This window comes from Bordetella genomosp. 11 (genome assembly GCF_002261215.1).
In the GTDB taxonomy this organism is placed as follows: domain Bacteria; phylum Pseudomonadota; class Gammaproteobacteria; order Burkholderiales; family Burkholderiaceae_B; genus Bordetella_C.
The window spans coordinates 1406333-1431014 of the sequence record NZ_NEVS01000001.1 but is presented as its reverse complement, the minus strand read 5'-3'; the positions used below and the strand labels follow the sequence as shown (position 1 = coordinate 1431014).

Genomic DNA, 24682 nt, shown 5'->3' with positions numbered 1-24682 from the left:
CGTGCTGGGGTGCCCCGCGCGATTACCGATCGCGCAGTGCGGGTGGGGTGGACTTGAGCCGGCGCAGGTAGGCGTCTTCCGCCTCTGCGGCCTTGCTGGCGCACTCCTGGGCCTGCCTGCCCAAGGTGTGCAACAGGCTGATCTGCATGTTCAGCGTGATGCGCTGAAGCTCGATGGCGTGCAGGTCGGCCAGCAGGTTGACCGGCGTGCTGGTACTCGCCATCAGCTCCTGCCACAGGGCCACGCCCATGGCCGAGCGGTCGTGCTTGCGCCAGCGAAGAAACGCCGTGCCTGCGCCAGTGGTCTGCTGGGCCAGTTCGATGGGGAGCAGGTGGAAGGGATGCCCGAGGGTCTGTAGCAGCACCTGTCGCTGCGCCAGGCCAATCAGCTCGTCGCGCATGGCGAAGCACTGGCTGGCCCAGGCCTCCAAGTCCCCTTTACCCTTAAAGGGCTTTAAAAGGCCTTTTTGAGAGCCTGCGTGTTCCAGCCGCATGAAGGCTGCCTGTTGCAGCGGGCGGAAGTAGCGGGTGTCGGGGGTCGGGTCACTCATGCCTGCTCGTCCTCGCCGACCGTCGCTTCGGGGGCCTCGGGGGCGGTAGCCTCGTCGGCGGCTGCGACAGGACCGTCACCGCGCTGTTGCAGGCCACGGCGCACGATGGGCGGCGCGAACTTCGAGCGACGCGTACCTTCGAGCACGTCCTGCGGCAGATCGCCGAATTTCTCCAGTGCCGCCCGCGCTGCGGCATTCTTCGCGGCGAAGTCGTCGCGGGTGCAGCCCGAGTAGCGGTACTGCTGGGCCAGCGAGAACAGGCTGCGCAGTGCATGTGCGCCTTCGTTGAGCCAGCGTTCGAGCGTCGAGCGATCGATCAGCGCGGTGTGGTGCGCGAGGATCAGCTTGCGGGCGATGTCGTCGTAGTCGGCCAGCAGATACACCGCGGCAAAGCCCAACTGCGCATTGACGAACAGCGGCAGCTTGACGGGCTGCACGTTGAGGTTCTCGCCCAGGGTGAGTGCCGGCGGCACGCTCGCCAGGGCCTGATCCACCTGCTCGCGCAGCGATTGCAGCGTGGCCTTCGTCTGGTCGAGCTTGTCCTCGATGCGCAGCATCCAGAAGTCGCTGTACGGGTCGTCCTGCTCCGAGCCGCGCCGCATCTTGTTCATCTGGGCGATGTAGCCGTTCAGGCCGACGATGCCCGGTCGTCCCTCGGCGGCGGCGCGGCCGTGCCAAATGCGCGAGGCGTGGTGCGTGTGCAGCGTCAGCGACATCGCGCTGCGTAGGGAGCCGAGATTCAGTTGCAGGGGTTCGTTGGTGGTTGCCATGGTGTCCGCTCGTTGTTGGAAAAGAGCGGACAGCTTCGGCAGGTGGCGGAAGGCAGTCAGTCAACAAACCGAAACCCGCCCGTCCCCGGTTCAGGGCGCGGCGGTCGAATGCGTCGCGAGCTATCCCCTGGGGATAGCGCCATGGAGCGCCAAGGAGCGCTGTGCGCCCGGATCAAGCGCGGACAAGGCCGGTCCCGCCGCAGGCGATCGGGGGCCTGGCGTGCAGCGGTTCGACGTGTAGCCGTCAATGGAACTATCCCCTGGGGATAGCTCTACTGGAAGCCACTGGCATCCACTTCACCGCCTTGCAGGCCCACTCACTTGCTGGCGAGCAGGTTGCGCAGCCGCTCGATGTGCTGCCTGGCGACTTCTGGCGGCACCGGCTGGGATGGTGGCGGTGCGGGTGGTGGCCGCTCATTCGGCGGAGCGTGTGCCGATGGCGCGTCTTTCTTGGCCCAGGCGTTGAACTCGCCATGGATGGCCCGCTGGATGATGCCGAACAGATACCCCGCAGGATTGCGGATGCCGTGGCTGCTGCATCGTGCAGCCCATTCGTCCAGCACGGCCTGCCTCAGCGCGGCATCGACCTGCTGCAATGCCACCCGCGCACCTGTCTGCTGCTCTGCCTTCAGTTCCGCGAAGCGCTTGGGCCATCGCAGGTCGCCCAGCGCGCGCGCCTGCGCCTGTGCCTGCGCGGTAGTACGTACTTCATTAATACGACTACTACGTACTGTACGGGCCTGCTTCGGATTCCGAAGAGAGGCGTCTGGCGCGGGTTTCGACCCTGCTTCGGATTCCGAAGTGGGGTCATCGGGATTCCGAAGAAGGCTCGTCGCCCCTTCTTCGGATTCGTGCGTGGCGTCCTCCTGTGGATAACTTTCGTGCGCTCCGACGCCCTGGCTGGCGAGGCGTTCTGCCAGGACTTGCAGCCTCGACGGCAGGGTGCGCCCGGCCAACATCGGGTCTTCGCCGATCTCCTTGAGGGTGTGCAGGCCCACGATCTGCACGGCTTTGGCCGAATGGCCGAGCGCCTGGCTGACGAGCTGCAGGTAGTCCGGGTCGAGCTGCATCGCTTCAAAGGGGGTCAGCGGCTCGTCGTGCAGGACATAGAGGTTGCCGAGGATGCGGCCGGTCTTGGCGTCGCGCCGTCGCCGCACCAGGCTCAGCCATCGGGTCAGCCGCAGCAGCGTCAGGGCTCGCGCCACGGTTTCGTGCGAGGCCTGCCCGGCGCAGGGCATCGAGGCCAGCCAGGGCCGCAACTGCTCATAGGTGGGGAATGCGGTCACGCCGTCGTCGTTGAGCATCAGCCGGAACACCTGCCAGGCGTTGCGCTCCAGCGGCGTCAGGCGGCGATCGAGGAACAGCCGCCGCGGTACGGTTTCATGCCGGTTGCCGCTGAAGAGGAACGCATCGCCTGACGCAGCCGGTGTCGTAGGTGACGTCGCAGGTATAGGCGTGGGAGTGGGCGTGGGCGGGCTGGGCCTGGGCGCAAGGTCTTTCAGCGCCGCGTCGAACAGGTCAGCGAGTGCGACGGGGCCATGGCGTGGTGCGGTGTCGTCCACGGCCATGGCTCAACCCAATCCCTGATCGACCCACGACTTGATCGCGGCCCAGACCACCGACAGCGGCAAATCCATGCCTTCGGCGAGGTCCATGGCCGCGTCGAGAATCGAGGTCTCGTCCTCCAGGTCCACATTCCTGCTGCTGGTGATGGCCTTCCAGCGCCGCCACAGTTCAACGTCCTGCTTTTCGTCCAGGACAGGGTGACGCCCCTTGCGCTTGGGCAGGCCCAGCACCTCACGGCGCAGGGCGACTTCCTGATGGGTCAGGCCATAGAAGCGGCTGACCATCTCCGTGCTGGCGCCCAGGCGCAACATGCGATCGACGGTCGCAATTTCCTTCTCCACGTCCTGCGCCTGCGAGAGCAGACGCCGGAGCACCTCGCGGTTCACGGACACGGAACACCACGAGACATTGGCGTTGGCCAGCACGCTCACCATGGCGGGATGCTTGAGCGCATCCAGCTCGGCCTCGCTGAAGCCCATCGCCTTGCAGCGGCGCAGTTGGCCGTTACGCAGGTCGTAGAGCGCCTGGGCGATGACGGCTTGATTGAGCGGGTGCGGGGCGGACATGCGGGTCTCCTTCCTTCATGCCCCAGGGCCTGCGGCACCGGATTCCAGGTCCAGCAGGCGCCGGGCCAGGCGCAGCAATCGGAACAGCTTGACCAGCGCGGTGTCGCTCAAGCGGCGTGTCGCATCGCCTTGGCCGTGCAGCAGCGCCGGCAGCTCGGCGGCAAGCTGCCCGCCGTCCAGATCGGCATCGGTGAAGCTCTGGCCTGCCAGGCTCGCCAGCAATGCCAGCACGGCGCGGCCCTGCGGTGATGGGGGCTGCGCGCTGGCATGGCATGCGAAGCCAACACCGTCCGCGCGTTCCTCGATGCACTGATCGAGGCCTGCCTCGCCCGCGATCTCGCGGGCGAACTGCGCGATGTGGATGCGCAGGCGGTCGGGCGTGTCCAGGCCTGCGTCGATGTGCCAGACGTCGGAAATCGGGTAGAGGCCGCCCGCTTGGACAGGAATGGACTGCAAGACGTTGGCCGAGAAATCGGGCAGCGCATCCCCCAGCTCGTCGGCGACCATCCGCTGAATGGATTGCAGCCGCTCCGTCGTCGGTGCAGGCGAAACGATGTGCCCCTGCAGCAGATCACCAGGAGCCGCCACGGGGCTTCCTGCGGGCAAGCCGTCCGTTCCTGAGCCGCCCTCGCGCTCGCGCGACCCAGGTGTGGCCGCCGGTGTCGGGGCCGATGGGGCCGGCGCGGCGGGCGGGCGTGCCACGGTGCCAGCCTCAGGCAGCGCGGGCGGTGCCGTTGGCGGGGTCGGATCGCTGACCAGGGCGCGATGGCGGCTTTCGGATTCGGTGAGGTCTAGTGCCAGCACGTCGTAGTCGATGCCGAGCAATTCGGACATCTGGCCGATCAGCTCGTCCTGCACGCGCTGGGAGGCGAACTCGTCGGCCTGCGTGTCGAACTGCGACAGCGCCTCCAGAAAGAAGTCGTCGAAATCCTGTACCAGCGTGCGGCCCTTGGCGTAGCGCTCCCACGCGAGCATGCAGGCCTTGCGCATGACCGACAGGCGTTCGACCTGGTGGCGGCCGAGCCCGCCATACAGCACGGTCGGGATCGCAGGCAGCAGGTAGCGCACCGCGTCGTTCATCCTGCTGATGTGCGACTGCTGGACCGGGAAGCCATCGGCTGCGAGGCGACGGGCCAGCTCGGACTGGCTCAGGGCGGCGCCGCTTTCCTGTTCGTAGAACTCGCGCGCCTTCTCGACGCCGAGGGCGCGCTCGATGAAGGTGAGCCCCCCGCGCAATTCGTTTTCGGCCAGGTGGCCGGTCAGCATGACCACTTCGCCGCGGCTGGGCCACGGCCGGAACAGGCACGATATGCGGAAGAACCGCTCGTCCTTGGTCTCCGACCACAGTTCGCGCAGGATCGCCAGGCGCGTGTTGCCGCCGTTGCGGATGATGTAGTGGTCCTCGCCCGGGCGCCGGGTGATCGCCGGCGCCGCGTCCAGGCCGCGCTCACGGATGGACGCCTTGATGTCCTCGTAGGCCGGGTTGCGCTTCTTCCTGGGATCGTGGTCGTAGGGGCGCAACTGGTCCAGGGTCACGACCATGGGCGTGTCGGCGATCGGGTCGCTCAAGGCAGAGGTGGACGGGCCGCTGCGCTCGAACCCGGCCGCGAGCAGCTTGCCGGCCATCTGCTGGGAGGTCATTTCAGCCATGGCGTCCTCCCTGCTCCGGGGACCGGGCCTCGCGCTCGGCGCGGCGGATCTGCGCGCGGGCGTTGAGGGCGGCCCGGTGGTCGCTGGCCGTCGAACTGGTGTAGATCGCGGCGCAGCCTGCCTTGGTGAATTTCAGGTGCCCGCCTGGCGTGCGCTTGACGTGCCAGCCCTCGCCAACGGCGAACTCGATCAGCGCACGCAGCCGCTTATTGCCTCGGGCCAGTTCATGTGCGTTCGCCATGGGGCCTCCCGGTATCGAGAAGGCGTGGCGGACGGCCGGACACCGTGGCAAATCGGTGCTGCCACTGCGGGAACAATTTGCCAGCGAGGTCGCGCATGGTGTCGAGCGCGGCGGGGGCGACTCTGCCCGGTGGCAGGCGGTATTCGACCCGATGCACCGGCAAGCCGCGTGTCGCGGCTCGTGGATAGGCTTCGATGGCTGGCACGTCGGTGGCCAGCACGCGGATGCCGGCGTGGTCTTGGAACAGGTCGCGCAGGGCCTGCTGGATCAGCCGGGCGTTCGCCGACACCGGATGGACTCGGTTGATGAGCAGATGCAGCGGCGGCGGCTCGATGCCCAAGTGGCGGTACGGCGCGATGTCCTCCAGCAACTGCATGGTGCCGCGCCGCAGCTCTCGGGCGGCGAGGATTTCCGGGGTCACGGGCGACAAGGCGAGATCGGAGGCGAGCACCGCCATCTCCAGCGTCACCGAGCGTGCGCCCTGGGTGTCGATCAGCACCAGGTCGTAGAGGGACGTCAGTGCCGGCAGCAGGTGCCGTAGTCGCAGGCGTCCGTCCGGCGCGTGCAGCAGCAAGGTGTTCAGCTCGCCCCGGTGGTCGTTGGAGAGCACCAGGTCCAGGCCTGTGATGATCGTGCGGGACACGAGCTGGCCGAGGTCGCGCTCGTTGAAGGCCAGCAATTCATAGATGCCGCCAGGCGCGCGGTGGGCCAACTCGTAGTACGAGGACAGGGTGGGCTGCACGTCGAGATCGAGCAGCAGCACGCGCAGCCCCGCGTCGGCGACGAACCCGCCCAGGTTGGCGGCCGTGGTTGTCTTGCCGACGCCACCTTTGGTTGAAATGATGGATACGACCTGCATGGCGTTCTCCGTGTGAGGATGGACAGTCCGCGGGAGAACGGGTCAGGCCCGGTTGTTGACGCGCTCGGCGATCCACTCATCGATCTCGATGGAGTCCCAGCCGACGGCGCGCACGCCAAGGCGCAGCGCCTTGGGGAATTTGCCGGCGCGCATCAGGTTGTAGAGGTGGGCGCGCTTGAAGCCTGACTTCGCTTCGACCTCTTCCAGGCGCAGGATGCGGCGCTCGTTCGGTGGCAGTACAGGTGTTTGCGACATGTCGGTCACTCCTGAACGCTCAGTGGCGTTTGTTGGCGTGACCTCTATTCAATAGACTTGACTGCGGAAAGACATTGCAAATGCAATCTCCGCGACTGCACATACAAGCTGGAAAATCTCAGAAGGTGGCGCTATGCAGCCGACGCCTGGCGGTGGCGAACTTGCCGTTCAATGTCCGCTCGGCGATCCCCATGACGCCGCGGTGGTGGGCGACTAGTGCGCTGACCACGGCCTCCTGGGTCTTGAAGCTGGAGTACGGCGCGCCCGAGGGCGACTGGCCGAGCATCAGCTCCAGCATGCCTCCGATGATGTTTAGGTAGGTGGCCTCTGCCCGATCGCTGATTGGGCACTGTGCGCAGGCTGGGATCACCGTGGCCTGCTTGAGCAGCGCATCGTGTTTTTCCTGCAGCTCGCGAAGTTGGCGTCTGGACTGCTCCAAGGCGGATTTCAGCGCCAACTGTTCGACCAGCATGGCTTGCCCAGTCTCCAGCGAGATCATCGGATGGGCGATGCGTTCGCTGCGCGAGAAGAGAAAGCCCGGCCGGTGCTCGGGGTAATGCTGGTGCATCCAGCGCTTCAGATCGACGTGGCGGACGGTGAGATCAGGCGAGTCGATCAATGCGGCATCATGTGTCGTGATGCCGTTCTGCCCGAAGGGCAGTTCCCCATTGAGGATCCCATCGTAGATGCGGTCGGTGTACAGACGAAGCTCGCTCCAACGAGGGCAATCCAACGAGTTAGGCAGGTTCCTTGGCGACGAGATCGAGGCCAGGATCACATGCTTGAACCGCAGCAGCCCGGCCCACCTAATGGAGGCTTCAATTGGGCGATAGAACACCTTCGATGTCGGTGCATCATTCTTGTTGTCGTGCATGCCCCGTCTCCTTCCAGGAGAAGAACTACATGGCCGACTCCTTTGCCGCCGTTCTTGTGGTCAGGCTTGGTGTGGGCAGGCAGCGAGTCCCGAAGCAGCTCCGCCACCGGGCTTGAGTGGATCTCACCGTTTCATGCGACCAGCAGCCGTCGTGCGCTCGATAAGTCCGGCACCAGAACATAAAATGGTGGAGCTGCCAGCCGGTGGCGATGCTCAAGGCTGAAGCGTTATAGGTTGCTGCGCTTTCAGCAAATCCTGTTTGGTATCGTCTGATACAGAGATGGTTTCACACCTGCCCCCGCGGACCTTCAATCGACAAGGGCCCAACGGGTGTGAGCCGTTTTCGCGGCCTTCCATGCATTCTGGGAATCCTGATATACCGACATAGCATCGGTGGCAGGCAGTCGGTTCGGTCGCGTCCCACACACCAAGGAGACTCAGATGGAAACGCATTCTAAGAACGAGCACAGTCAAGCGCATGCCGGGATGGGCCCGTACGCGAAGTTCTGGGTGAACATGATCCTGGGGCTCGCCGTCATGTACGTCGTGATGTTCACCATGATCGACGGCATCGGGGACTTCAGGAACAACCTCAACATGCTCTACATGGCAGTCACGATGTGGGCGCCTATGGGCATCTTCATGCTCGCGACAATGCCAGGCATGTTTCCGAATCGAAGACTGAATCTTGCGCTCTACGCAGTTTTTGTTGTGCTGACGTTGGGCTCTCTTATGGCTACACGGGAACAGGCTCTGATAGGCGACCGACAGTTCTTGGCTTCCATGATTCCTCACCACTCGGGGGCCATCCTTATGTGTCGCGAAGCGAAGCTTTCGGACCCCGAGCTTGTTGCCCTGTGTCAATCAATTTCAAGTGGGCAGCGGCAAGAAATCGAGCAGATGAATCGTATTGCGGCGCGTCTTCACTAAGTTGTGGATGGCGATCGCCAGCATCGTTTGCTGGTAGCGCAACAGCCCAGCTTCAGCAGACTGATGCTTCAGCGGGAGGGGAAGCTCGCCGCATCCGAACTACACCGGCAGAGGACGCATCGGGCTCCTCCTCGTGATGGCGGATGTTGGGGGCAGAGAGAGGGGCGAGGGGGGGGGGGCGGTCAGTTCGAGACCGCGGTGGACCGGGTGCGCGAAGCGCTGGGTTGATGCGCTGAGTGCTGATCTATGGAAGTCCTTGGACTTCTTTGGACGATCTTGTTGCCGGGGACGAAAAACAAGGCTACAATTGAGGTCTTCGCTGAGCACCTCGGCGAAGAAAGTGTTCGGGAAACAACGACTTACGCGCCTAGTGCAAGTCTCGTTTCCCGCTCCAGAATTCGATCGGCAGGGTTCCATCAAGGTCCAGGAATAACTGCCATCAGCGCCAAGAAAAGGCCGCAGCAAAAAGGAGCGAAATCGCGAGATTCGCTCCTTTTTTCATTCCACCCTCCTTCGTCTCGCCCTTCCTCGTCCGTCCTTTTCGTTCCAGCATCCGGCGAACGTCGTCTCGATCCGTCCGCGGCGCCGACATTGTCGGCAGATCCCTCTCTTGCAAAGCAAAAACGAGGCACGCCGTCGGGCGCGCCGAACCGCCCTCTTACGGCTGCAGTTCAAGCTCCCACCGCACCCAGTCGCCCCGATAGATCATGTTCGCGTAGTAAAGAGTCGAGCCTTTCTTATCGCGCCGGCCGATACGCCCGCGCCCATCGTCGACAAGCTGAATGCCGCCCGGCTTTCATTGCGACGAACGACATTAAAAAAATACTTTAATGTGATTTTCCAGGATGAAAGCAAGCTTTAATACGACCACGAGATCGGCGGGGCCTTGATGCTGTGCATCTGGCTTTATGGACGGCCATACAGGCATCGGTTTCTCTGCCGGACCCGGCCCGGCCCTACTCCAGCGGCGCGAAATATCGCGAATCGAGCATGACCCGCCGCGCAATGCCGACCAGAGCCTCTATCCCTTCGGACATGGACGCGTTGCGGTACGCCGCGCATATCTGCAACGGCTTAAACGGCGTCGCCTGCCGATAACTCACGACAGAACCGCGCTGGATTTCATTTCGCAGGATGCACGTGGGCAGCACGCCGACGCCCACGCCCGCGGCGACCAGCCGCCCCAGCATGGCCAGGCTATTGCAGGTACTGACCCGCAGCCCCTGCCCGCCTTCCCGTTCCCACCAATTGACCATCATCTCGTGCAGGGGCGAGGGCTCCGGCATGCAAAGAATGGTGAATCGCGACAGCGATACCGGATCGACGAACGCGTCCGGCAGCGAGGTGGAGCGGCTTCCCATCCAGGCCAACGGCGCGAGCGCCAGCGGTTCTACATGCGTCCCGGTCAAATGGCCGGGGTCGGCCAGGATCGCCAGGTCCAGTCGGTTATGCGCCAGGCCCTCCAGCAGCACAAAGCTATTGCTGACCGTTAATTCAACCTTGAGGCGAGGATAGCGCTCGCCCAGCAGCGTCACGATCTTCGGCAGCACGGCGATGGCGATGGTCTCCGAAGACCCCACCCTTAGCGTGCCGTGCAGAGGATCGCCCGTGCGCAGACGGGTTTCCAGCTCGTCCAGCAGCCGCAGTATTTCGTCGGTGTATTGCACGGCGACGGCACCCGCGGCGCTCAGCCTGGCCGCGCGCCCGTCCCGCTCAAAGAGCTTGGTGCCCAGCGCGTCCTCCAGCTCGCGTACCCGTAAAGAGACGGTGGGCTGGGTGACATTCATGTGCCGCGCGGCCGCCTGGAACGAGCCCAGCTTCGTAATGGCCGCCAATGCCTCGATCTGGGCCAGGGAATACCGACGCATCAGTTTTTCCTATGAAATCTGCCTAAAAACTTTAATTAGTTTAATAAATGAGGCGTTGCTAGGATACGCGCACCAGTCTGGAGCATGGATTCCCGAATCTCGATCGCGCTCCGGAGCTGGCTCAGGAGACAAGGCAATGACCAAGACAAAACAACTCCGCGCTGCCATCCAGGCGCCGCAGATCCTCGTGCAGCCCGGGGTATTCGACGGCTTCAGCGCGCGATTGGTGGAGCACATGGGTTATCCCACTGCCTTCATTACAGGCAGTGGGGTAAGCGAGAGCCGCCTCGGGCAGGTCGATGTGGGCATCATGGGCATGGAAGAAAATGTGGCCGCTGTACGCAGCATTGCCGCCTGCTCGAATCTCGCGCTGCTGGCCGACGGGGATACCGGCTACGGCAATGCGATCAACGCCTACCACACGGTCCGCGCGTTCGAACGCGCAGGCGCGGCGGGCATCATGCTGGAGGACCAGGCCTGGCCCAAGCGCTGCGGCCACATGCGCGGCAAAGAGGTCATTCCCCAGGATGAAATGGTGCAGAAGCTGCGCGCCGCCTGCGAAGCGCGCACCGACCCCGACTTCGTGATCAAGTCGCGCACCGATACGCTGGCCACCCATGGCCTGGACGAAGTCATCCGGCGCCTGAATGCCTACGCGGAAGCCGGGGCCGACCTGCTGTTCGCCGATGCGCTGCTGGATGCGGGACAGATCCGTACGGTGGCGGCCAATGTGCCCAAGCCGCTTTGCGTGAACATGGGGTTCGGCATTCGCCAGCGCTCGACGACGCCGCTGTTGTCCGCCGCGCAATTGCAGGACCTGGGGGTGGCGGTTGTCATCTATCCGCGCCTGCTGACGGCCTGCGCATTGGCCGGCATGAAAAATGGCCTGGAAATACTGGGCCGGTCGCTGGCGACCGGTCAGCCCGAGGATCGCCCGGACGCCGCGCTGAGCTTCGAGGAACTGAACGACATCATGGGGATGGCGGAGGTCAAAGGCCTGGAAGAGAAGTTCCTGACCGACGATCAGAAGGCCGCGAAGTACGGCGGCGAGCCGGTCGGCGCGGTCCACGCCACGGCGAAGGCGGCAGGCCATGCATAGCCCGGCCACTGCCTCCGGCGTATTGCCCCCAGGTTCGGTCGACTGCCATGCCCACGTGATCAGGAAGGATCTTCCTTTGGTCAGCGAGCGGCATTCGCAGCCTGGCCGCGACGCAACTGTCGAAGACTACCTGGATACGCTCACCGCCCACGGGGTGGCTTATGGCCTGCTGACCGCGCCCAGTTTCTACGGACCCGATAACCGGGTCCTGCTGGAGGCGCTGCGGGCATCCAAAGGCAGGTTGCGCGGCACGGCGATCGTGCAGCCCGATATCGACGAAGCCGCTCTGGCATCCATGCAGCGGGAGGGCGTGTGCGGCATCCGGCTGAACTGGGTGAAGCGGCACGCGATCCCGGATATCCGGTCCCGGGAATACCAGGGCCTGCTGGCGAAGGCCAGGAACCTGGGCCTGCATATCGAGGTGTATCTGGAAGGCGAACACCTGGCGCCCGTGCTTGCCGCCCTCCGCGCCAGCGGGGTGCGCACGGTGATAGACCATTTCGGCAATCCGCCCGGCAACGAGGGCGAACGCAGCGAGGGCTTCGTGGCCTTGCTGGACGCGTTGGAAGCCGGGAATACGTGGGTGAAGCTATCGGCGCCATTCCGCCTGCGGGGCAGCGATGCGCGGGTTCTTGCAACGCGCATCGTCGAGCGATCGCACGGCGAGCGCGCCCTGTGGGCGACGGATTGGCCGTGGGTGGGCCATGAGGACGCGGTGACGTACCGGCAATGTATCGAAGGACTGTTCGAATGCGTGCCGGACAGCGGCATCCGCGACCGGATCCTGACGAAGAACGCATACGAAGCGTTTGGATTCGGCGAGTAGCAAGGCACGCGCCGGCCTGGCGCGTGCATCTTCAATTCAGTACCCATCGAGGAGACGACACGATGAGAAAGCATAAGCTTCTGGTCGCAGCATTATTTTCAATGATCCTGGGCGCGGGCAATGTCGCGCTGGCCGGCGACACCGTAAAGATGATCATTCCGACAGCGCCCGGCGGCGGGACGGACTCCCTTTTCCGGGCCGCCGTGCGTTACGCGGAACCCTATCTGGATGCGACCATCGTCGTGCAGAATGTCGGCGGCGCGGGCGGCGCGATAGGTGTGGGCCAATTGGTGCGTTCGAAGCCGGACGGCCTGACCATGGCGGGGGTCTGGATGGGCCCCATCACCGTGGCGCCGCATTCCATCCCGACGACCTACGGGCTGGACGACTACATTCCCGTTATCCAGCTGGATGCCGCCCCCTACGTGCTTTGCGTACGCAAGGATTTCCCGGCCAACAATGGCAAGGAAATGCTCGATCAGCTCAAAGCCCAGCCGGGTCACTACACCTTCGGCACCGACGGGGTGGCGGGCCCCGGCCAGTTGGCGGCCGAGCGTGTCTTCCAGGCTTTCGGGGTGAAGGCGCGCGACATTCCCTACCGCGGCGCGGGCGAGAGCATGACCGCCCTGATGGGGAAAGTGGTCGATATCTACGTGGGTTCGGTCCCGCCCGCGGTTGCCATGGAGAAAGCGGGCGAGGTCAAGTGCCTGCTTGCCACGAGCGCCGATCCCGTGAAGGCCTTGCCGCAGGCCACGAGCTTGACCGCCCTGGGAATTCCCGAGAAAGAAACGCTGCTGTGGCACGGAATCGTCGTACCCGCTGGCACTCCCGATGCACGGGTGGAGCATATCGCCGACGCATTCGAGAAGGCCGCCAACACGCCGGAAATGGTCAAGTTCTTCGAGACGGCAGGCGTCGAAAAGAAGATCCTGCGCCGCAAGGCGTTCGCCGCGCACATCCGCAAGGAATACGCGGAGCTGGGCCAGCTGGTCAAGGAATTGGGCCTGCAGAAGCAATGATGCGGCATGGCGCGGCGCCGCCGCGCCCCGCGCATCACGGCTGCGGCAAGGACTGCGCCACCAGCAGCAGATTTTGGGGCTGCACACGGATGATGCCGCCTCGCGGGCTGTCGATGTCGGCGATAAGCATGAAAGAGAGCGACACCACGACCGGCATGACGAACAGGAAAACCCTGCGCGTGCCTTGCCCGCGGGAACCATAGCCCACCAGCACATTGGACAGGACGCCGATCAGGATCATCAGATACCACACGGCGGGCGGGATGCGATTGGTCCATTCGGCTTGCGTGTAGCCTTGCCGGTTGATGACGTCGTTCATTCCGGAAAGCACCAGTGCGGCAACGGGCGTCGGTTCCAGCGACGCGCCCACGCGGGTCGCTGCCCACATCTCGCCTTGCAGGAGGACGCTCGCGCGATTGATGGCCTCGAGTTCCCGCCTGTCGCGGTACTGGTAATACAGGATGCGCTGCCGCAGGTACTTTTCCAGCAGGGATCTCAGCTGGGCGGCCTGGGCCGCGGGCAGAAGATCGGCGCGCAACACCTGCGTCCCGATCGCATTCGCTTCTTCCTCTTCATAGTCTTTGCGCTGGTCGTAGCGGCCGACAGCCATCGACAGGCTGAAGCCGATCACCAGCGCCAGCAAGGTCAGCGTGGCCGACTGCACGACGCCGAAATCCTCGCGGGCGGCGCTATCCAGATGCGTGTGCCGCTGCGCGGCCACCCCTATCCACGCCGCGAACATCATGAGCAGCAGCGATACGACGAAAAACAAAATCGGACGGCTGACAAGTTCGATCATTTCTTCCTCTTTGTTCGTGTGACCTGGACCCGTTGCTACTAAAGGCAAAATTCAAAACACGCCACGTCCGGTGCGGACTCGCAGGACCGGCATGCCCCCGCCAGCGGCGCGTGTGGCTGACACCGCGCGTATGCGCTGGGCAGGAAGCGTAGTACCGCCTGGCCCGCAAGAGGTGTAATTTCCGCATCGCCGGGCACACCCTCCCGTCCGCCGGCGTCGCCGGGAGAACTCGCCTTTCCGTGCGCGGTTTCCTAGAATGGAACGTCACGACATAACAAGCCCGCCCCGAAGGCATGGCGCGGCGAGACAAAGGAGGACGCATGAGCGGAAGATTGTCCGGAAAGGTCGCCGTCGTATTCGGCGCCGGCTCCATCGGGCCCGGCTGGGGCAACGGCAAGGCGTCGGCGGTGAAATACGCGCGCGAAGGCGCCCGCGTGGTGGTCATCGATATCAAGCTCGCGGCCGCGAGCGAAACCGCCGCGATCATCGACGGCGAAGGCGGCCAGGCACAAGCCCTGGAGTGCGACGTGACGGATCAGGCGCAGGTGGCCGAGCTGGTTCCGGCCATTATCCGTGGCCACGGGCGCATCGATATCCTGCATAACAATGTGGGCGCGCCTATCATGGGCAGCATCGAGGACATCCCCATCGCCGATTGGGATCGCGCCCAGGACCTGAACCTGAGGGGCACCTTCCTGACCTGCCGCGCCGTGCTGCCCCATATGAAGGAAAACCGCGGCGGGGTCATCACGAATATCTCGTCGATCGCGGCGATACGCCACACGGGATATCCGTACGCCGCCTATTGCGCGAGCAAGGCCGGACTGAACCAACTGACCGTATCGATCGCGCTGGAATACGCCCCTTTCGGCATACGCGCCAATACCATCATGCCCGGCATGATGGACACCCCCCATATCTACCAGGCCATCGCCGGCCAATACGAGAACGACCGGCAGGCCATGGTGGCGCAGCGTTCCGCCCTTTGCCCGATGGGCCGCATGGGCACGGGCTGGGACGTGGCCAACGCCGCGGCCTTCCTGGCCTCGGACGAAGCGGCATACATTACCGGGGTCAACCTGCCGGTGGATGGCGGAATCACTTGCCGCATATAGCGCCCTGGGAGCCGTCGCAGGTCTTTTTAAGCGGAGCACCACTAGAATTCCCGGGCAAATCCATCGCCGCCGCAAGGCTTCAAGCCCGACCTACTGCCCGTGCCCGCCTCCTCCCCAGGTAAACCCGAAGCACCCCTATCCACCCCGGACCCGCGCCGGGACGACCGCATCGATCCGCAGGTATGGAAAATCGCCGGGGTGGTCATGCTGGCCCCGCTGATGGCGCAACTCGACTCCACCGTGGTCAACGTATCGCTGTCGACCCTGGCGTCCGAACTGAATACCAGCCTGACCACCATCCAGTGGGTTTCCAGCGGCTACCTGCTGGCGCTCGCGCTGACCCTGCCGTTGACCGGCTGGCTGGTGGATCGCCTTGGCGCCAAGCGGGTGTACCTGATCTGCTTTTCGATATTCACGCTGACTTCGCTGTTCTGCGGTATCGCGACGGACGCCAGCAGCCTGATCGTGTCGCGGGTCCTGCAAGGCATGGCCGGCGGCCTGCTGACCCCCATGTCGCAGATGATGATGGCGCGCACGGCGGGACGCCACATGGCGCGGGTCATGGGGTTCGCGGTCATGCCGGTGATGATCGGTCCCATCCTGGGGCCGACCCTGGCCGGACTGATCCTGCAGCATGCCGGGTGGCCGTGGATCTTCCTGGTCAACCTCCCCGTAGGCATACTGGCAACCCTGCTTGCGTGGCGTGTGCTGCCGCCGGACCGGGACCTGCGCGTCCGGCGCAACTTCGACGCCCTGGGCTTCATCATGCTCGCGCCCGCGCTGGCAATGCTGCTGCACAGCCTGGAGACCCTGGCCAGCGCGGAGGGTTCCGCCACCGGGGACGGCATCCGTCTGGAACTGGGCATCGCCGTGCTGCTGCTTCTGGCCTTCCTGTGGCACGCCGCGCGCCGCGGCGCGTCCGCCTTGATCGACATCCGCCTGTTCCGCGCGCGCTCGTTCGCGCCTTCGGCCGCCACGCAGTTCCTGTCGAACTGCATGACCTACGGCGGGCAGTTGCTGTTCCCCCTATACCTGATCGCCGCGCGCGGCTACAGCCCCTCGCGCGCCGGTATCCTGCTGGCCGCGATGGGCGTCGGCCTGCTATGCGCCTTTCCCTGGATGGGCCGCCTGACGGATCGCTTCGGCTCGCGCCGCGTGTCCACGGCCGGCGCGCTGATCGGGCTGGCGGGCACCCTGCCCTTTGTGCTGGTCAGCGTCTACGACCTGCCGGACATCGTGATTTGCCTGCTGCTTTGGGTCCGCGGCGTGGGATTGGGGTCGATCAATATCCCTTCGATATCGTCCGCCTATGCCGGCATCCCCAAAGAGGAGCTGCCGGTCGCCACGACGGCGCTGAATATCGTGCAGCGGCTGGGCGGTCCCGTCGCCACGACCTGCCTGGCAATCTGGCTGCACGCCAGCCTGGAGACACACCCCGCCTCGCAGGGCTCGGCGTTTTCCAGCACATTCGCCGTATTCTGCGCGATACATGCGCTGGGCGTGGTCGCGGCGCTGACGATTCCGGCGCGGCGCGGGTAATTCCGATGCGGGGCCACCCCAGCACTTAATCGATCAGCAGTGGCTCGGTGTTCCGGATCTGTTCGATGAAATGCCGCACGGCGGGGGAACGCTCGTGGCGCCGGTACAGCGCGGCGATGGAGGACGGGATGCCGGGCCCGGCGACCTGCCGGAACACCACATCCGGCAAGGCGATGACGCGCTTGACTACGCTGGGCAGGATCGCCACGCCCGCTCCCAGCGATACGTGGGTCAGGACGGACAGCAAAGAACCCGGCACCGCGGCGATGCGCGGCGCGAAGCGGCCCCGCCGGGCGACTTCGCGCAAGCCGAGGTCCTGCTCCGGGACAATGAATGCTTCCTTCGCCAGGTCGCGCGCGCGGATCGGGTCACCGCCCGGGCGCCCGTCGCCGGCCAGCCGGTGACCGGACGGCAATGCCAGGCAAAAGTCATCCCTGACGAGCACATGACTGGCGATTGCCGCTGGTAGCGACACGGGCAGCCGAACGAACCCGATGTCGACGGTTCCGGCCTCCAGGCGCCCCGGCAGTTGGTCCATGGGCAGCTCGCTGGCATTGAGCATGACGTCGGGCCAGGCCGCGCGAAAGCGGCGCATCTGATCCTGCAGCACGCCGGTAAAGGCGGCCGAGCCCACGTGCCCCAATTCGACCCGCCCCACCTGGCCGCGGCCGGCGCGCCGGCCGACGTTCACGGCGCGGTCGTAGCGCTCGAGGACGGCGACTGTTTCCGCCAGAAAAGCCTCGCCCGCCGGGGTCAGCGCGACCGAGCGTTTGGTCCGGTTGAATAGGCGGGCCTGCAGCGCCCGTTCCAGTTCCTGGACTTGCAGCGTCAGCGTGGACGAGGACACGCCCAGCATTTCCGCCGCGCGCGCGAAATGCAATTCGCGCGCGGCAACGACGAAGGCACGGAGGTGGCGCAGTTCCAAGGAAGCTCCAGTATTCGATTTTTCTGAATTATTTTGCCGTACTGCTCTATTGAACTCAATTACCGCCCGATGATGCAATGGCATGGAGGAGTCACGGCATGCGCCGTGACGGATGATAAGGAGTTCCCATGTACAAATTCGGTTGCGCCCTCCTGCTGGGGGCGCTGGCGTGGCCCATGGGCGCGCGGACGGCGAACGCGGTAGAGCTGGCGACACAGCCCGTCCTGACACTGGCGGCCGCGCGGCAAGTGGCCCAGGCCGCCGAGGAAAAAGCCAGGACCTCCGGCTGGCCCGGCGTCATTGCGGTGGCCGACAGCGCCGGCTTGCCGATCCTGTTGATCCGCATGGACGGCGCCGCCGTGCCGGCCGGCGTCGAACTGGCGCCGGGCAAGGCAAGAACCGCTGCCCTATTCCGCCGCGCGACCGGCGCGCTGGAAGATGCGGTCAACGGGCAACGCCCCGCCGCGATCACGGCACGCGGCTTCGTGCTTATGCGCGGTGGCCTGCCGATCGTGGTCGATGGACAAACCGTGGGCGCCATCGGCGTATCGGCGGATACGCCGCAGCACGATGAAGAAATCGCGCGGGCTGGCGTGGCGGCGTTGAGATGAAGCCGGCCGATCCGCCGGCGCCGCGTGGACGCGGAGGCCGCTCATGGAAACCGTAATGGAGGCCCGGCCCGCCCGCGGCGGAACAGCCGTACTGCTGATCGCCTCGCTCGGTTGCGCGATGACGGTGCTGGACACCAACGTCGTGGGTATCGTCCTGCCGACCATTGCGCGGGACCTGGGGGCGTCTTTCGCCCAGGTCGAATGGGTCATCAGCGCCTATGTGCTGTGTTTCGCGTCCTTGCTGCTGCCGGCCGGAACGATCGCCGACCGCTTCGGACGCAAGCGGGTGTTCCTGTACGGCATCGCGCTGTTCGCGCTGACTTCCCTGGGCTGCGGACTGGCGCCGTCGGCGCCCGTGCTCTACGCCGCCCGCGCGGCGCAAGGCGCGGGGTCGGCTTTCCTGCTGGCGCCGGCGCTGGCGATCGTCGGCCATGCGTTCCATGACGAAGGCGCGCGTGGACGCGCGTGGGCGCTCTGGGGGGGCATCATGGGCTTGACCATGGTCCTGTCACCACTGTTGGGCGGCATCGTCAACAGCGCGCTGGGATGGCGCTGGGCCTTCCATGCCAACGTGCCGATCTGCGCGGCCCTGGGGATCGCGGTGCTGCGCCGGGTGGACGAATCGCGCGATCCAACACCGCGCCCCCTTGATTTTCCGGGGATCGCGCTCTTCGCCGCGGCCATGTTCGCCGTGACCTGGGCCTTGATACTCGGCCCCGGGTCAGGCTGGACCAGCGGCGCGGTGCTGGGGCGCGTTGCCGCCGGGGTGGCGCTGTTCGGCGCATTTTGCCTTGCCGAACGGCTGCGGCCGCACCCCATGCTGGATCTGGACCTGTTCGCGTCCCTGCCTTTCGTGGGCGCGGTCCTCGCCATGTTCGCCTACGCCGCCTCGGCGCAAGTCATGGCATCGGTGCTGCCGCTGTTCCTGCAGAACTCGCGCGGGCAAAGCGCGTTGGCGGCGGGCGTCGGCATGCTGCCCTTTGCCCTGGCCATGCTGGTCTTCCCCCAGGTCGGGCGGCGCCTGTCTCCATGGCTGGGCGGACCCGGCATCCTGGCGCTGGGCCTGGCCGTCGTTGCCCTGGGGAATATCGTCATGGCCTACGCCGCGCATCGGGCTGGGCCGGCCGCGGTCGTCATCGGCATGGCCTTGCTGGGTACCGGGGGAGGCTTGCTCAATGGCGAAACGCAGAAAGCCATCATGGGAACCGTGCCGCCAGACCGCGCCGGGATGGCATCCGGCATCAGTACCACCGCGCGCTTTTCGGGCATCCTGCTCGGTTTCTCGGCACTGGGCGCCGTTCTGGCCAGCAATGCCGGCGCGGCCATACGGGCGGGCATGACCGCTTCCGGCATCCGCGTGGACGAAGCCTTCATCGGCCGCATCGTGGCCGGGGATATCCAGAGCGCTATCGCGGCCTATCCGCCCACCATGTCGCGCATCCTGTGGGCGATCGCGCATGGCGCATACGCACAGGGGTTCTCGCGCGCGTTCCTGCTGGCGGCGGGCACCGCAATGGGCTGCGCCGTTATCGTCTTCCTGGCCATGCGCAAGCCGCGGCGGCGCGATCGCGCGGATACCGGGCGACGGGCGCCGGCGCGGTAGGCCGGTTGGAATGTTCAGGAAGGGGTCGAGGCCCGCCCCGATTCGTTTTCCGCAATGTACTGTTCGATCACGGCGCGATAAGAGACATCGGGCTTCAGGCCCAGCGCCGCCGCGCGCGGGCTTTCGAAGCGCGCCGGCCATCCGCCCACGATGCGGGCGATGGCGGCATCGGGTGCCGGTGTCACCAGGCCGGCGGTTTGCTCCCCGGCCACGGCCCGCAGGGCATCGAGCATCTGGCGCACGCTCACCGTCAATGCGGGAAGATTGATCGCCGTACGGCCACCCAGGGCTTCACGGTCCGCCTGCGCGACGGCCAGGATGCCCGCCACGGTATTGGCGGGCGAAGCCAGCGCGACCTCTGTGGCCAGGCCGACCGGACATACCGTCGGAATGCCCGCCAAAGGTTCGCGGATAATCCCGGACAGGAAACTGGACGCCGCGCCGTTGGGGCGTCCGGGCCGCACGGACACCGTCATCAGGCGCGCCACGCGGCCGTCGACATAGCCCTTGCGGGTGTATTCCGCGATCAATTGTTCGCAGATGAACTTCTGCGTGCCATAGCTGGACTGCGGCGTGGGCAGGGTATCGTCGCGGATCACCGCCGGCAGGGGAATGCCGGGATCCGCGCCGAACACCGCGACCGAGCTCGAAAAAAACAGCACGGGCGGCCGCCCCGAGCGCAGCGCCTGCGCCCGCAGGCCGTCCAGCAATGCGCGCGTCGTATCCAGGTTGGATCGCAGCCCGAGATCGAAATCCGCCTCGCATTCGGCGGACACCGCCGACGCGAGATGAAACACCGCGTCGTGCCCGGCCGCCAGCAAGGGGGGCATGCGTTCCAGCAGATCGCCGATGTCCACCGTGACGCGCGCGTCCGTGGCGACATCCGGGTGCGCCGGCGCGACGCGATCGGCCAACGTCAGGCTGGCGATGGGCCGCCCGCGGAAATGCCCTTGCTTCAATAAGGCGCGCGCCAGTTGCGTGCCGAGGAAACCGGCGCCGCCGGTGATCAGTATTTTCATCCCGTTGTCGGTCGCCATGGCGTCAGCTCCCCAGCCCGGCAGCCCGGACATCGCGCAACCAGCCCAGCCCCTCCCGGGTGCCGGCGGCAGGCCGGTATTCGCAGCCTATCCAGCCGTCGTAACCGACTTCGTCCAGGACACGGAACAAATGCGGGAAGTTGACCTCGCCCGCATCCGGCTCGTGCCGGGCCGGCACGCCCGCAATCTGGATATGCCCCACCCGGCCTGTCGGAACATACTGGCGGATGCGCATCTCCAGATCGCCTTCGACGATCTGGCAGTGATAGAGATCCATCTGCACCTTCAGGTTGGCCGCGCCGATCTCTTCGACCACCGCATGCGCGTCGGCCTGGCGATTCAGGAAGTAGCCCGGAATGTCCCGCGTATTGATGGGCTCGATCACGACGTCGCGGCCCGCCTGCGCGGCAGCTTCCGCCGCCCATGCCAGGTTGCGCACGTACGTATCGCGCAAGCGGGCGCGATCCACGCCCTGGGGCGCCAGTCCGGCCATGACATGCACGCGCGGGCAGGATAGCGCCTGCGCATAGTCCAGCGCCCGACCGATGCCGTCGCGGAATTCCGCTTCGCGCCCCGCCAGGCACGCCAGCCCGCGTTCGCCGGCATCCTCGCGGCCCGGCGGGGCGTTGAACAGCGCCTGGGTCAATCCGTGCGCGGCCAGGCGCGCGGCCAGATCCCGGGCCGGCCAGGCATAGGGAAACAGGAACTCCACGCCTTTGAAACCATCCTCGGCGGCGGCCTGGAAACGATCCAGGAAACCGTGTTCGGTGTAGAGCATGCTTAGATTCGCCGCGAACTTGATCATCGTGTCTCCTTACCATTGCGCCGCGAAATTCCGGCGCAGTTCTTCGATGTGGGATTCGTCCAGCGGCTGGGCGCGGCAATCGCCCAACAGCCATAGACTGGCGGTTTCTTCGAGTTCTTCCAGTACAGCCATCGCGCCGGCCGGTGTTTCATGCCAGACCTGCGGGCCGAGGCGATCGCACATCACGGCGCGCAGTTGGCGGCCCTCGTCCGCATGCCGGGCGACCAAGTCGGCGACGATATCCGCCACCGCGGGATCGCCGGGACGGAAATAGGGCACCAGCGGCACGTGCCCGACCTTCATCACCTGGTACGGCGTCAGCGGCGGCAGGATATCGTCGTCGCGCCATACGCCCCGCAAGGTCAACGCCACCAGATGGCGCGAATGCGTGTGCAGCACGCAGCCCGCGTGGGGTGCCGCCTGGTAGATACGGCGGTGCAGCGCCAGGGTTTTACTGGCGCGGTCGCCGGCGCGCTGGACGCCATCGTCTCCCACCCAGGCGAGCCGGGCCGGATCCAGGTTGCCAAGGCTGGCGTCGGTGGGCGTGATCAGGAATCCGCCGCCCGCCTGCGCGGGAACGCGCGCGCTGATATTGCCCGTGGTGCCATGCACATAGCCGCGCGCGTACAGGCTGCGGCCGATGCGGCAGATTTCCTCGCGCAGCGTTTTCAGATCGGTGTCCATTGGGTCTCCATGGCGCCGGCCGGCATCCATCCGCATGGGGCGCACTGGGGCGGGACGATCTTATCACCCGCCATCGGCGCCCGCGGGCGCTGGCAGGGCCCACGCGATCGCCTTATCCGGCCTCCAACAACGAAAAAGCGCGGATGAAGAAATCGTCGGCGCCGAAGTTGCCGGACTTCAGCGCCACATGCAGCGCCGGCACGTAGGCATCGGTACCCCGCGCATGGCACCACGGCACTCCCGGATCGATCTGCGCGCCGATCTGCAATTGCGTCAGTCCCAACGCCTGCACGCAGGCACCCGATGTCTCGCCACCCGCCACGACTATCTGCCGCACGCCCGCCTGGACCAGGCCGCGCGCGATACGCGCCAGGGCCTCTTCGACCAGGGCACCGGCGCGGTCGGCACCCAGGCTTGCCTGCACTTGCCGCACCGCGTCCGGCGGGGCCGATGAATAGATCAGCACGGGCTCGCGCGCCACGCGCGGACGGGCCCACGCCAGGGCCCGTTCCACTTCGTCCATGGCCGGGTTCGCGCCCTGGAGCAGGCGCGCGGGATCGATCGCCAGGGCCGCGCCGCCAGCGTCGATATAGTGGCGGACCTGGCGCAACGTGGCCTGCGAGCAACTGCCCGAGACGATGGCCCGCGCGCCCACCGGCGGCGGCAGGCGCGCGGCCATGGGCGATGGCCGCAGGCCGAAATTCGCGGGCAAGCCGATCGCCAGCCCGGACCCGCCGGTTACCAGCGGCAGGTCGCGGACGGCTTCCCCCAGGCGCAGCAGATCGTCATTGGAGATGGCGTCGACGATGGCCAGCCCGGTGCCGTCCCGGCGCAGGTCATCGATACGCGCGCGGATGGCGGATACGCCCGCGGCCACCGCGCGGTAATCGATCAGTCCCACCGGGCGGCTGCTTTGCGCCTGCAGCACGCGCACCAGATTGGCATCGGTCATGGGCGTCAGGGGATGGTCGCGCATGCCGCTTTCGCTCAACAGCGCGTCGCCGACGAACAAATACCCCTTGAAGACGGTGCGTTGGTTATCGGGAAACGCCGGGGTGGCGATGGTGAAATCGACGCCCAGCGCGGCCATCAGCGCCTCGGCCACCGGGCCGATGTTGCCGCGCGGCGTACTGTCGAAGGTGGAGCAGTACTTGAAATAGATCTGCCCGGCACCCTGCGCGCGCAGCCATTCGAGCGCGCGCAGCGACTGCGCGACGGCGTCTTCGGGCGGCGTGGTGCGGGACTTCAGCGCCACCACGACGGCCTCCATGCCTTCCATCGCGGGCGCGCCCTCCGGTACGCCGAAGGTCTGCACCGTGCGCATGCCGGCGCGCACCAGGTTATTGGCCAGATCGGTGGCGCCGGTGAAATCGTCGGCGATGCAGCCCAGGCGGATCATGGCCGCGCTCCGGGCAGCTGGATGCCGGGGAATATCTTGATCACGGCGCTGTCGTCTTCCGCCGCATGGCCGGCGCTCGATGCCTGCATGAACATCTGATGGGCCGTCGCGGACAGCGGCAAGGGAAACTTGCTGGCGCGCGCCATATCCAGCACCAGGCCCAGGTCCTTGACGAAAATGTCCACCGACGACAGCGGTGTGTAGTCCGCCGCCAGGACATGGGCCATGCGGTTCTCGAACATCCAGCTGTTGCCGGCGCTATTCGTGATGACTTCATACAGCGCTTCGGGATCCACGCCTTCGCGCAGGCCCAACGCCATGGCCTCGGCGGCCGCGGCGATATGCACGCCGGCAAGCAGCTGGTTGATGATCTTCACCTTGCTGCCCGCGCCGGCGCGATCCCCCAGTTTGTATACGCGCGCGGCCATGGCGTCGAACAGGTGCTCGCACTTGGCATAGGCCTGCGGCCGCGCCGCGGTCATCATGGTGATCTCGCCGCTGGCCGCGCGGGCCGCCCCTCCGGAAATCGGCGCATCGACGTACAGCAGGCCCAGGTCCTCCAGGCGCGTTTCCAGCGCCGCCGACCAGTTCGGATCCACGGTCGAACACATGACGAATACCGAGCCGGCCGCCAGGGCAGCGGCGCAGCCCTGTTCGCCGAACAGCACCGATTCGGTTTGCGCCGCGTTCACGACCACTGAAATCACGACCTCGCAGTGGCGCGCCAGCGCGGCCGGACTATCGTGCGCCCGGCCGCCTTCGCGGGCGAAAGCCGCCGCCACGTCGGGACGCACATCGTGCACCTGCACGTCATGGCCCGCGCGGCGCAGCGAACGCGCCATGCCCGCGCCCATCGCGCCCAGGCCGATGACTCCGACGGACTGTTTTTTCATCCTGGTCTCCTCGTCTTGTATCGCCTCGCGGGGCCGGCGCGATCGCGTCAGCTCACCAGGCGCGGCCGGCTGTGCCAGCCTCCGCGTGCAAACGTAACACAGCACGTCGATCCACGGATGGCTTTGAACCGGACCCCGCATGGCCGATCTTGTCTGCCCTATCGGACAAGCTCGGCCATGCAATACGGCAAGAGACCCG

General features: G+C 65.9%; 25 protein-coding genes. 8 read left to right on the top strand and 17 right to left on the bottom strand.

Annotated elements, in window-relative coordinates; all coding sequences use genetic code 11:
- Window positions 1-22 precede the first annotated feature (22 nt).
- The 9 genes from CAL28_RS06420 to CAL28_RS06380 form a co-directional block, all read right to left on the bottom strand.
- A complete protein-coding gene (locus CAL28_RS06420; RefSeq protein WP_094840502.1) occupies window positions 23-550 on the bottom strand; it encodes a DUF3158 family protein in 528 nt (175 codons plus the stop codon).
- Entirely contained in the window at window positions 547-1320 is a 774-nt protein-coding gene (locus CAL28_RS06415; protein WP_094840501.1) for a PFL_4669 family integrating conjugative element protein, read from the bottom strand. The genes CAL28_RS06420 and CAL28_RS06415 overlap by 4 nt, the downstream gene beginning before the upstream one ends.
- A 317-nt stretch (window positions 1321-1637) precedes the next feature.
- Complete coding sequence (locus CAL28_RS06410) at window positions 1638-2888, bottom strand: STY4528 family pathogenicity island replication protein (protein ID WP_094840500.1); 1251 nt, start codon at window positions 2886-2888, stop codon at window positions 1638-1640.
- Between the two features lie 3 nt (window positions 2889-2891).
- On the bottom strand, window positions 2892-3452 hold the full coding sequence (locus CAL28_RS06405; protein ID WP_021205172.1) for a DUF2857 domain-containing protein: 561 nt from the start codon (window positions 3450-3452) through the stop codon (window positions 2892-2894).
- 15 nt (window positions 3453-3467) lie between these two features.
- A complete protein-coding gene (locus CAL28_RS06400; RefSeq protein WP_094840499.1) occupies window positions 3468-5102 on the bottom strand; it encodes a ParB family protein in 1635 nt (544 codons plus the stop codon).
- Window positions 5095-5343 carry a hypothetical protein gene (locus CAL28_RS06395; protein WP_094840498.1) on the bottom strand — a complete coding sequence of 83 codons (249 nt, stop codon included), beginning with the start codon at window positions 5341-5343 and terminating at the stop codon, window positions 5095-5097. The genes CAL28_RS06400 and CAL28_RS06395 overlap by 8 nt, the downstream gene beginning before the upstream one ends.
- Window positions 5327-6202 (bottom strand): ParA family protein, encoded by an 876-nt coding sequence (locus CAL28_RS06390; protein WP_094840497.1) that lies wholly within the window; start codon window positions 6200-6202, stop codon window positions 5327-5329. Before CAL28_RS06390 ends, CAL28_RS06395 begins: the two co-directional genes overlap by 17 nt.
- 42 nt (window positions 6203-6244) lie before the next feature.
- Window positions 6245-6457: an AlpA family transcriptional regulator gene (locus tag CAL28_RS06385; RefSeq protein ID WP_057405002.1), complete on the bottom strand. Its 213-nt coding sequence runs from the start codon at window positions 6455-6457 to the stop codon at window positions 6245-6247.
- A 118-nt stretch (window positions 6458-6575) separates the two neighbouring features.
- Window positions 6576-7331, bottom strand: coding sequence for a hypothetical protein (locus CAL28_RS06380; protein ID WP_094840496.1), 756 nt, complete (start codon window positions 7329-7331; stop codon window positions 6576-6578).
- Between the two features lie 441 nt (window positions 7332-7772).
- Here CAL28_RS06380 and CAL28_RS06375 point away from each other — a divergent pair, with 441 nt between their 5' ends.
- The gene (locus tag CAL28_RS06375; RefSeq protein ID WP_094840495.1) at window positions 7773-8261 is read left to right on the top strand and encodes a DUF305 domain-containing protein; all 489 of its coding nucleotides are present in this window, start codon (window positions 7773-7775) and stop codon (window positions 8259-8261) included.
- Window positions 8262-9217: 956 nt separating this feature from the next.
- On the opposite strand, the gene CAL28_RS06370 is transcribed toward CAL28_RS06375, so the two are convergent.
- Window positions 9218-10129: a LysR family transcriptional regulator gene (locus CAL28_RS06370; protein WP_141218144.1), complete on the bottom strand. Its 912-nt coding sequence runs from the start codon at window positions 10127-10129 to the stop codon at window positions 9218-9220.
- Between the two features lie 136 nt (window positions 10130-10265).
- Between CAL28_RS06370 and CAL28_RS06365 the strand changes: the two genes are divergently transcribed.
- From CAL28_RS06365 to CAL28_RS06355, 3 genes are all read left to right on the top strand, one after another.
- The gene (locus CAL28_RS06365) at window positions 10266-11228 is read left to right on the top strand and encodes an isocitrate lyase/PEP mutase family protein (RefSeq protein ID WP_176463895.1); all 963 of its coding nucleotides are present in this window, start codon (window positions 10266-10268) and stop codon (window positions 11226-11228) included.
- Window positions 11221-12054 carry an amidohydrolase family protein gene (locus CAL28_RS06360; RefSeq protein ID WP_094840493.1) on the top strand — a complete coding sequence of 278 codons (834 nt, stop codon included), beginning with the start codon at window positions 11221-11223 and terminating at the stop codon, window positions 12052-12054. Before CAL28_RS06365 ends, CAL28_RS06360 begins: the two co-directional genes overlap by 8 nt.
- Window positions 12055-12116: 62 nt before the next feature.
- Window positions 12117-13073 carry a Bug family tripartite tricarboxylate transporter substrate binding protein gene (locus CAL28_RS06355; RefSeq protein WP_176463894.1) on the top strand — a complete coding sequence of 319 codons (957 nt, stop codon included), beginning with the start codon at window positions 12117-12119 and terminating at the stop codon, window positions 13071-13073.
- A 34-nt stretch (window positions 13074-13107) separates the two neighbouring features.
- On the opposite strand, the gene CAL28_RS06350 is transcribed toward CAL28_RS06355, so the two are convergent.
- Complete coding sequence (locus CAL28_RS06350; protein WP_094840491.1) at window positions 13108-13872, bottom strand: hypothetical protein; 765 nt, start codon at window positions 13870-13872, stop codon at window positions 13108-13110.
- A 320-nt stretch (window positions 13873-14192) separates the two neighbouring features.
- On the opposite strand from CAL28_RS06350, the gene CAL28_RS06345 reads away from it, so the two are divergent.
- Together CAL28_RS06345 and CAL28_RS06340 are read left to right on the top strand one after the other, a co-directional pair.
- A complete protein-coding gene (locus tag CAL28_RS06345; RefSeq protein ID WP_094840490.1) occupies window positions 14193-14987 on the top strand; it encodes an SDR family NAD(P)-dependent oxidoreductase in 795 nt (264 codons plus the stop codon).
- Between the two features lie 99 nt (window positions 14988-15086).
- Entirely contained in the window at window positions 15087-16526 is a 1440-nt protein-coding gene (locus CAL28_RS06340) for a DHA2 family efflux MFS transporter permease subunit (RefSeq protein ID WP_254926005.1), read from the top strand.
- 25 nt (window positions 16527-16551) lie between these two features.
- On the opposite strand, the gene CAL28_RS06335 is transcribed toward CAL28_RS06340, so the two are convergent.
- Window positions 16552-17451, bottom strand: a complete 900-nt coding sequence (locus CAL28_RS06335) for a LysR family transcriptional regulator (RefSeq protein WP_094840488.1) — start codon at window positions 17449-17451, stop codon at window positions 16552-16554.
- A gap of 128 nt (window positions 17452-17579) precedes the next feature.
- Here CAL28_RS06335 and CAL28_RS06330 point away from each other — a divergent pair, with 128 nt between their 5' ends.
- On the top strand, window positions 17580-18062 hold the full coding sequence (locus CAL28_RS06330; protein WP_094840487.1) for a GlcG/HbpS family heme-binding protein: 483 nt from the start codon (window positions 17580-17582) through the stop codon (window positions 18060-18062).
- Between the two features lie 43 nt (window positions 18063-18105).
- Window positions 18106-19665, top strand: a complete 1560-nt coding sequence (locus tag CAL28_RS06325) for an MFS transporter (RefSeq protein WP_094840486.1) — start codon at window positions 18106-18108, stop codon at window positions 19663-19665.
- Window positions 19666-19679: 14 nt separating this feature from the next.
- On the opposite strand, the gene denD is transcribed toward CAL28_RS06325, so the two are convergent.
- From denD to ltnD, 5 genes are all read right to left on the bottom strand, one after another.
- Window positions 19680-20684, bottom strand: a complete 1005-nt coding sequence (gene denD / locus CAL28_RS06320; RefSeq protein WP_094840671.1) for a D-erythronate dehydrogenase — start codon at window positions 20682-20684, stop codon at window positions 19680-19682.
- A 22-nt stretch (window positions 20685-20706) separates the two neighbouring features.
- The gene (gene otnI, locus CAL28_RS06315; RefSeq protein ID WP_094840485.1) at window positions 20707-21507 is read right to left on the bottom strand and encodes a 2-oxo-tetronate isomerase; all 801 of its coding nucleotides are present in this window, start codon (window positions 21505-21507) and stop codon (window positions 20707-20709) included.
- Between the two features lie 9 nt (window positions 21508-21516).
- On the bottom strand, window positions 21517-22191 hold the full coding sequence (locus CAL28_RS06310; RefSeq protein ID WP_094840484.1) for a class II aldolase/adducin family protein: 675 nt from the start codon (window positions 22189-22191) through the stop codon (window positions 21517-21519).
- A 112-nt stretch (window positions 22192-22303) separates the two neighbouring features.
- On the bottom strand, window positions 22304-23590 hold the full coding sequence (otnK, locus tag CAL28_RS06305) for a 3-oxo-tetronate kinase (protein ID WP_094840483.1): 1287 nt from the start codon (window positions 23588-23590) through the stop codon (window positions 22304-22306).
- Window positions 23587-24624: an L-threonate dehydrogenase gene (gene ltnD / locus CAL28_RS06300; RefSeq protein ID WP_254926004.1), complete on the bottom strand. Its 1038-nt coding sequence runs from the start codon at window positions 24622-24624 to the stop codon at window positions 23587-23589. The genes otnK and ltnD overlap by 4 nt, the downstream gene beginning before the upstream one ends.
- Window positions 24625-24682: the final 58 nt, after the last annotated feature.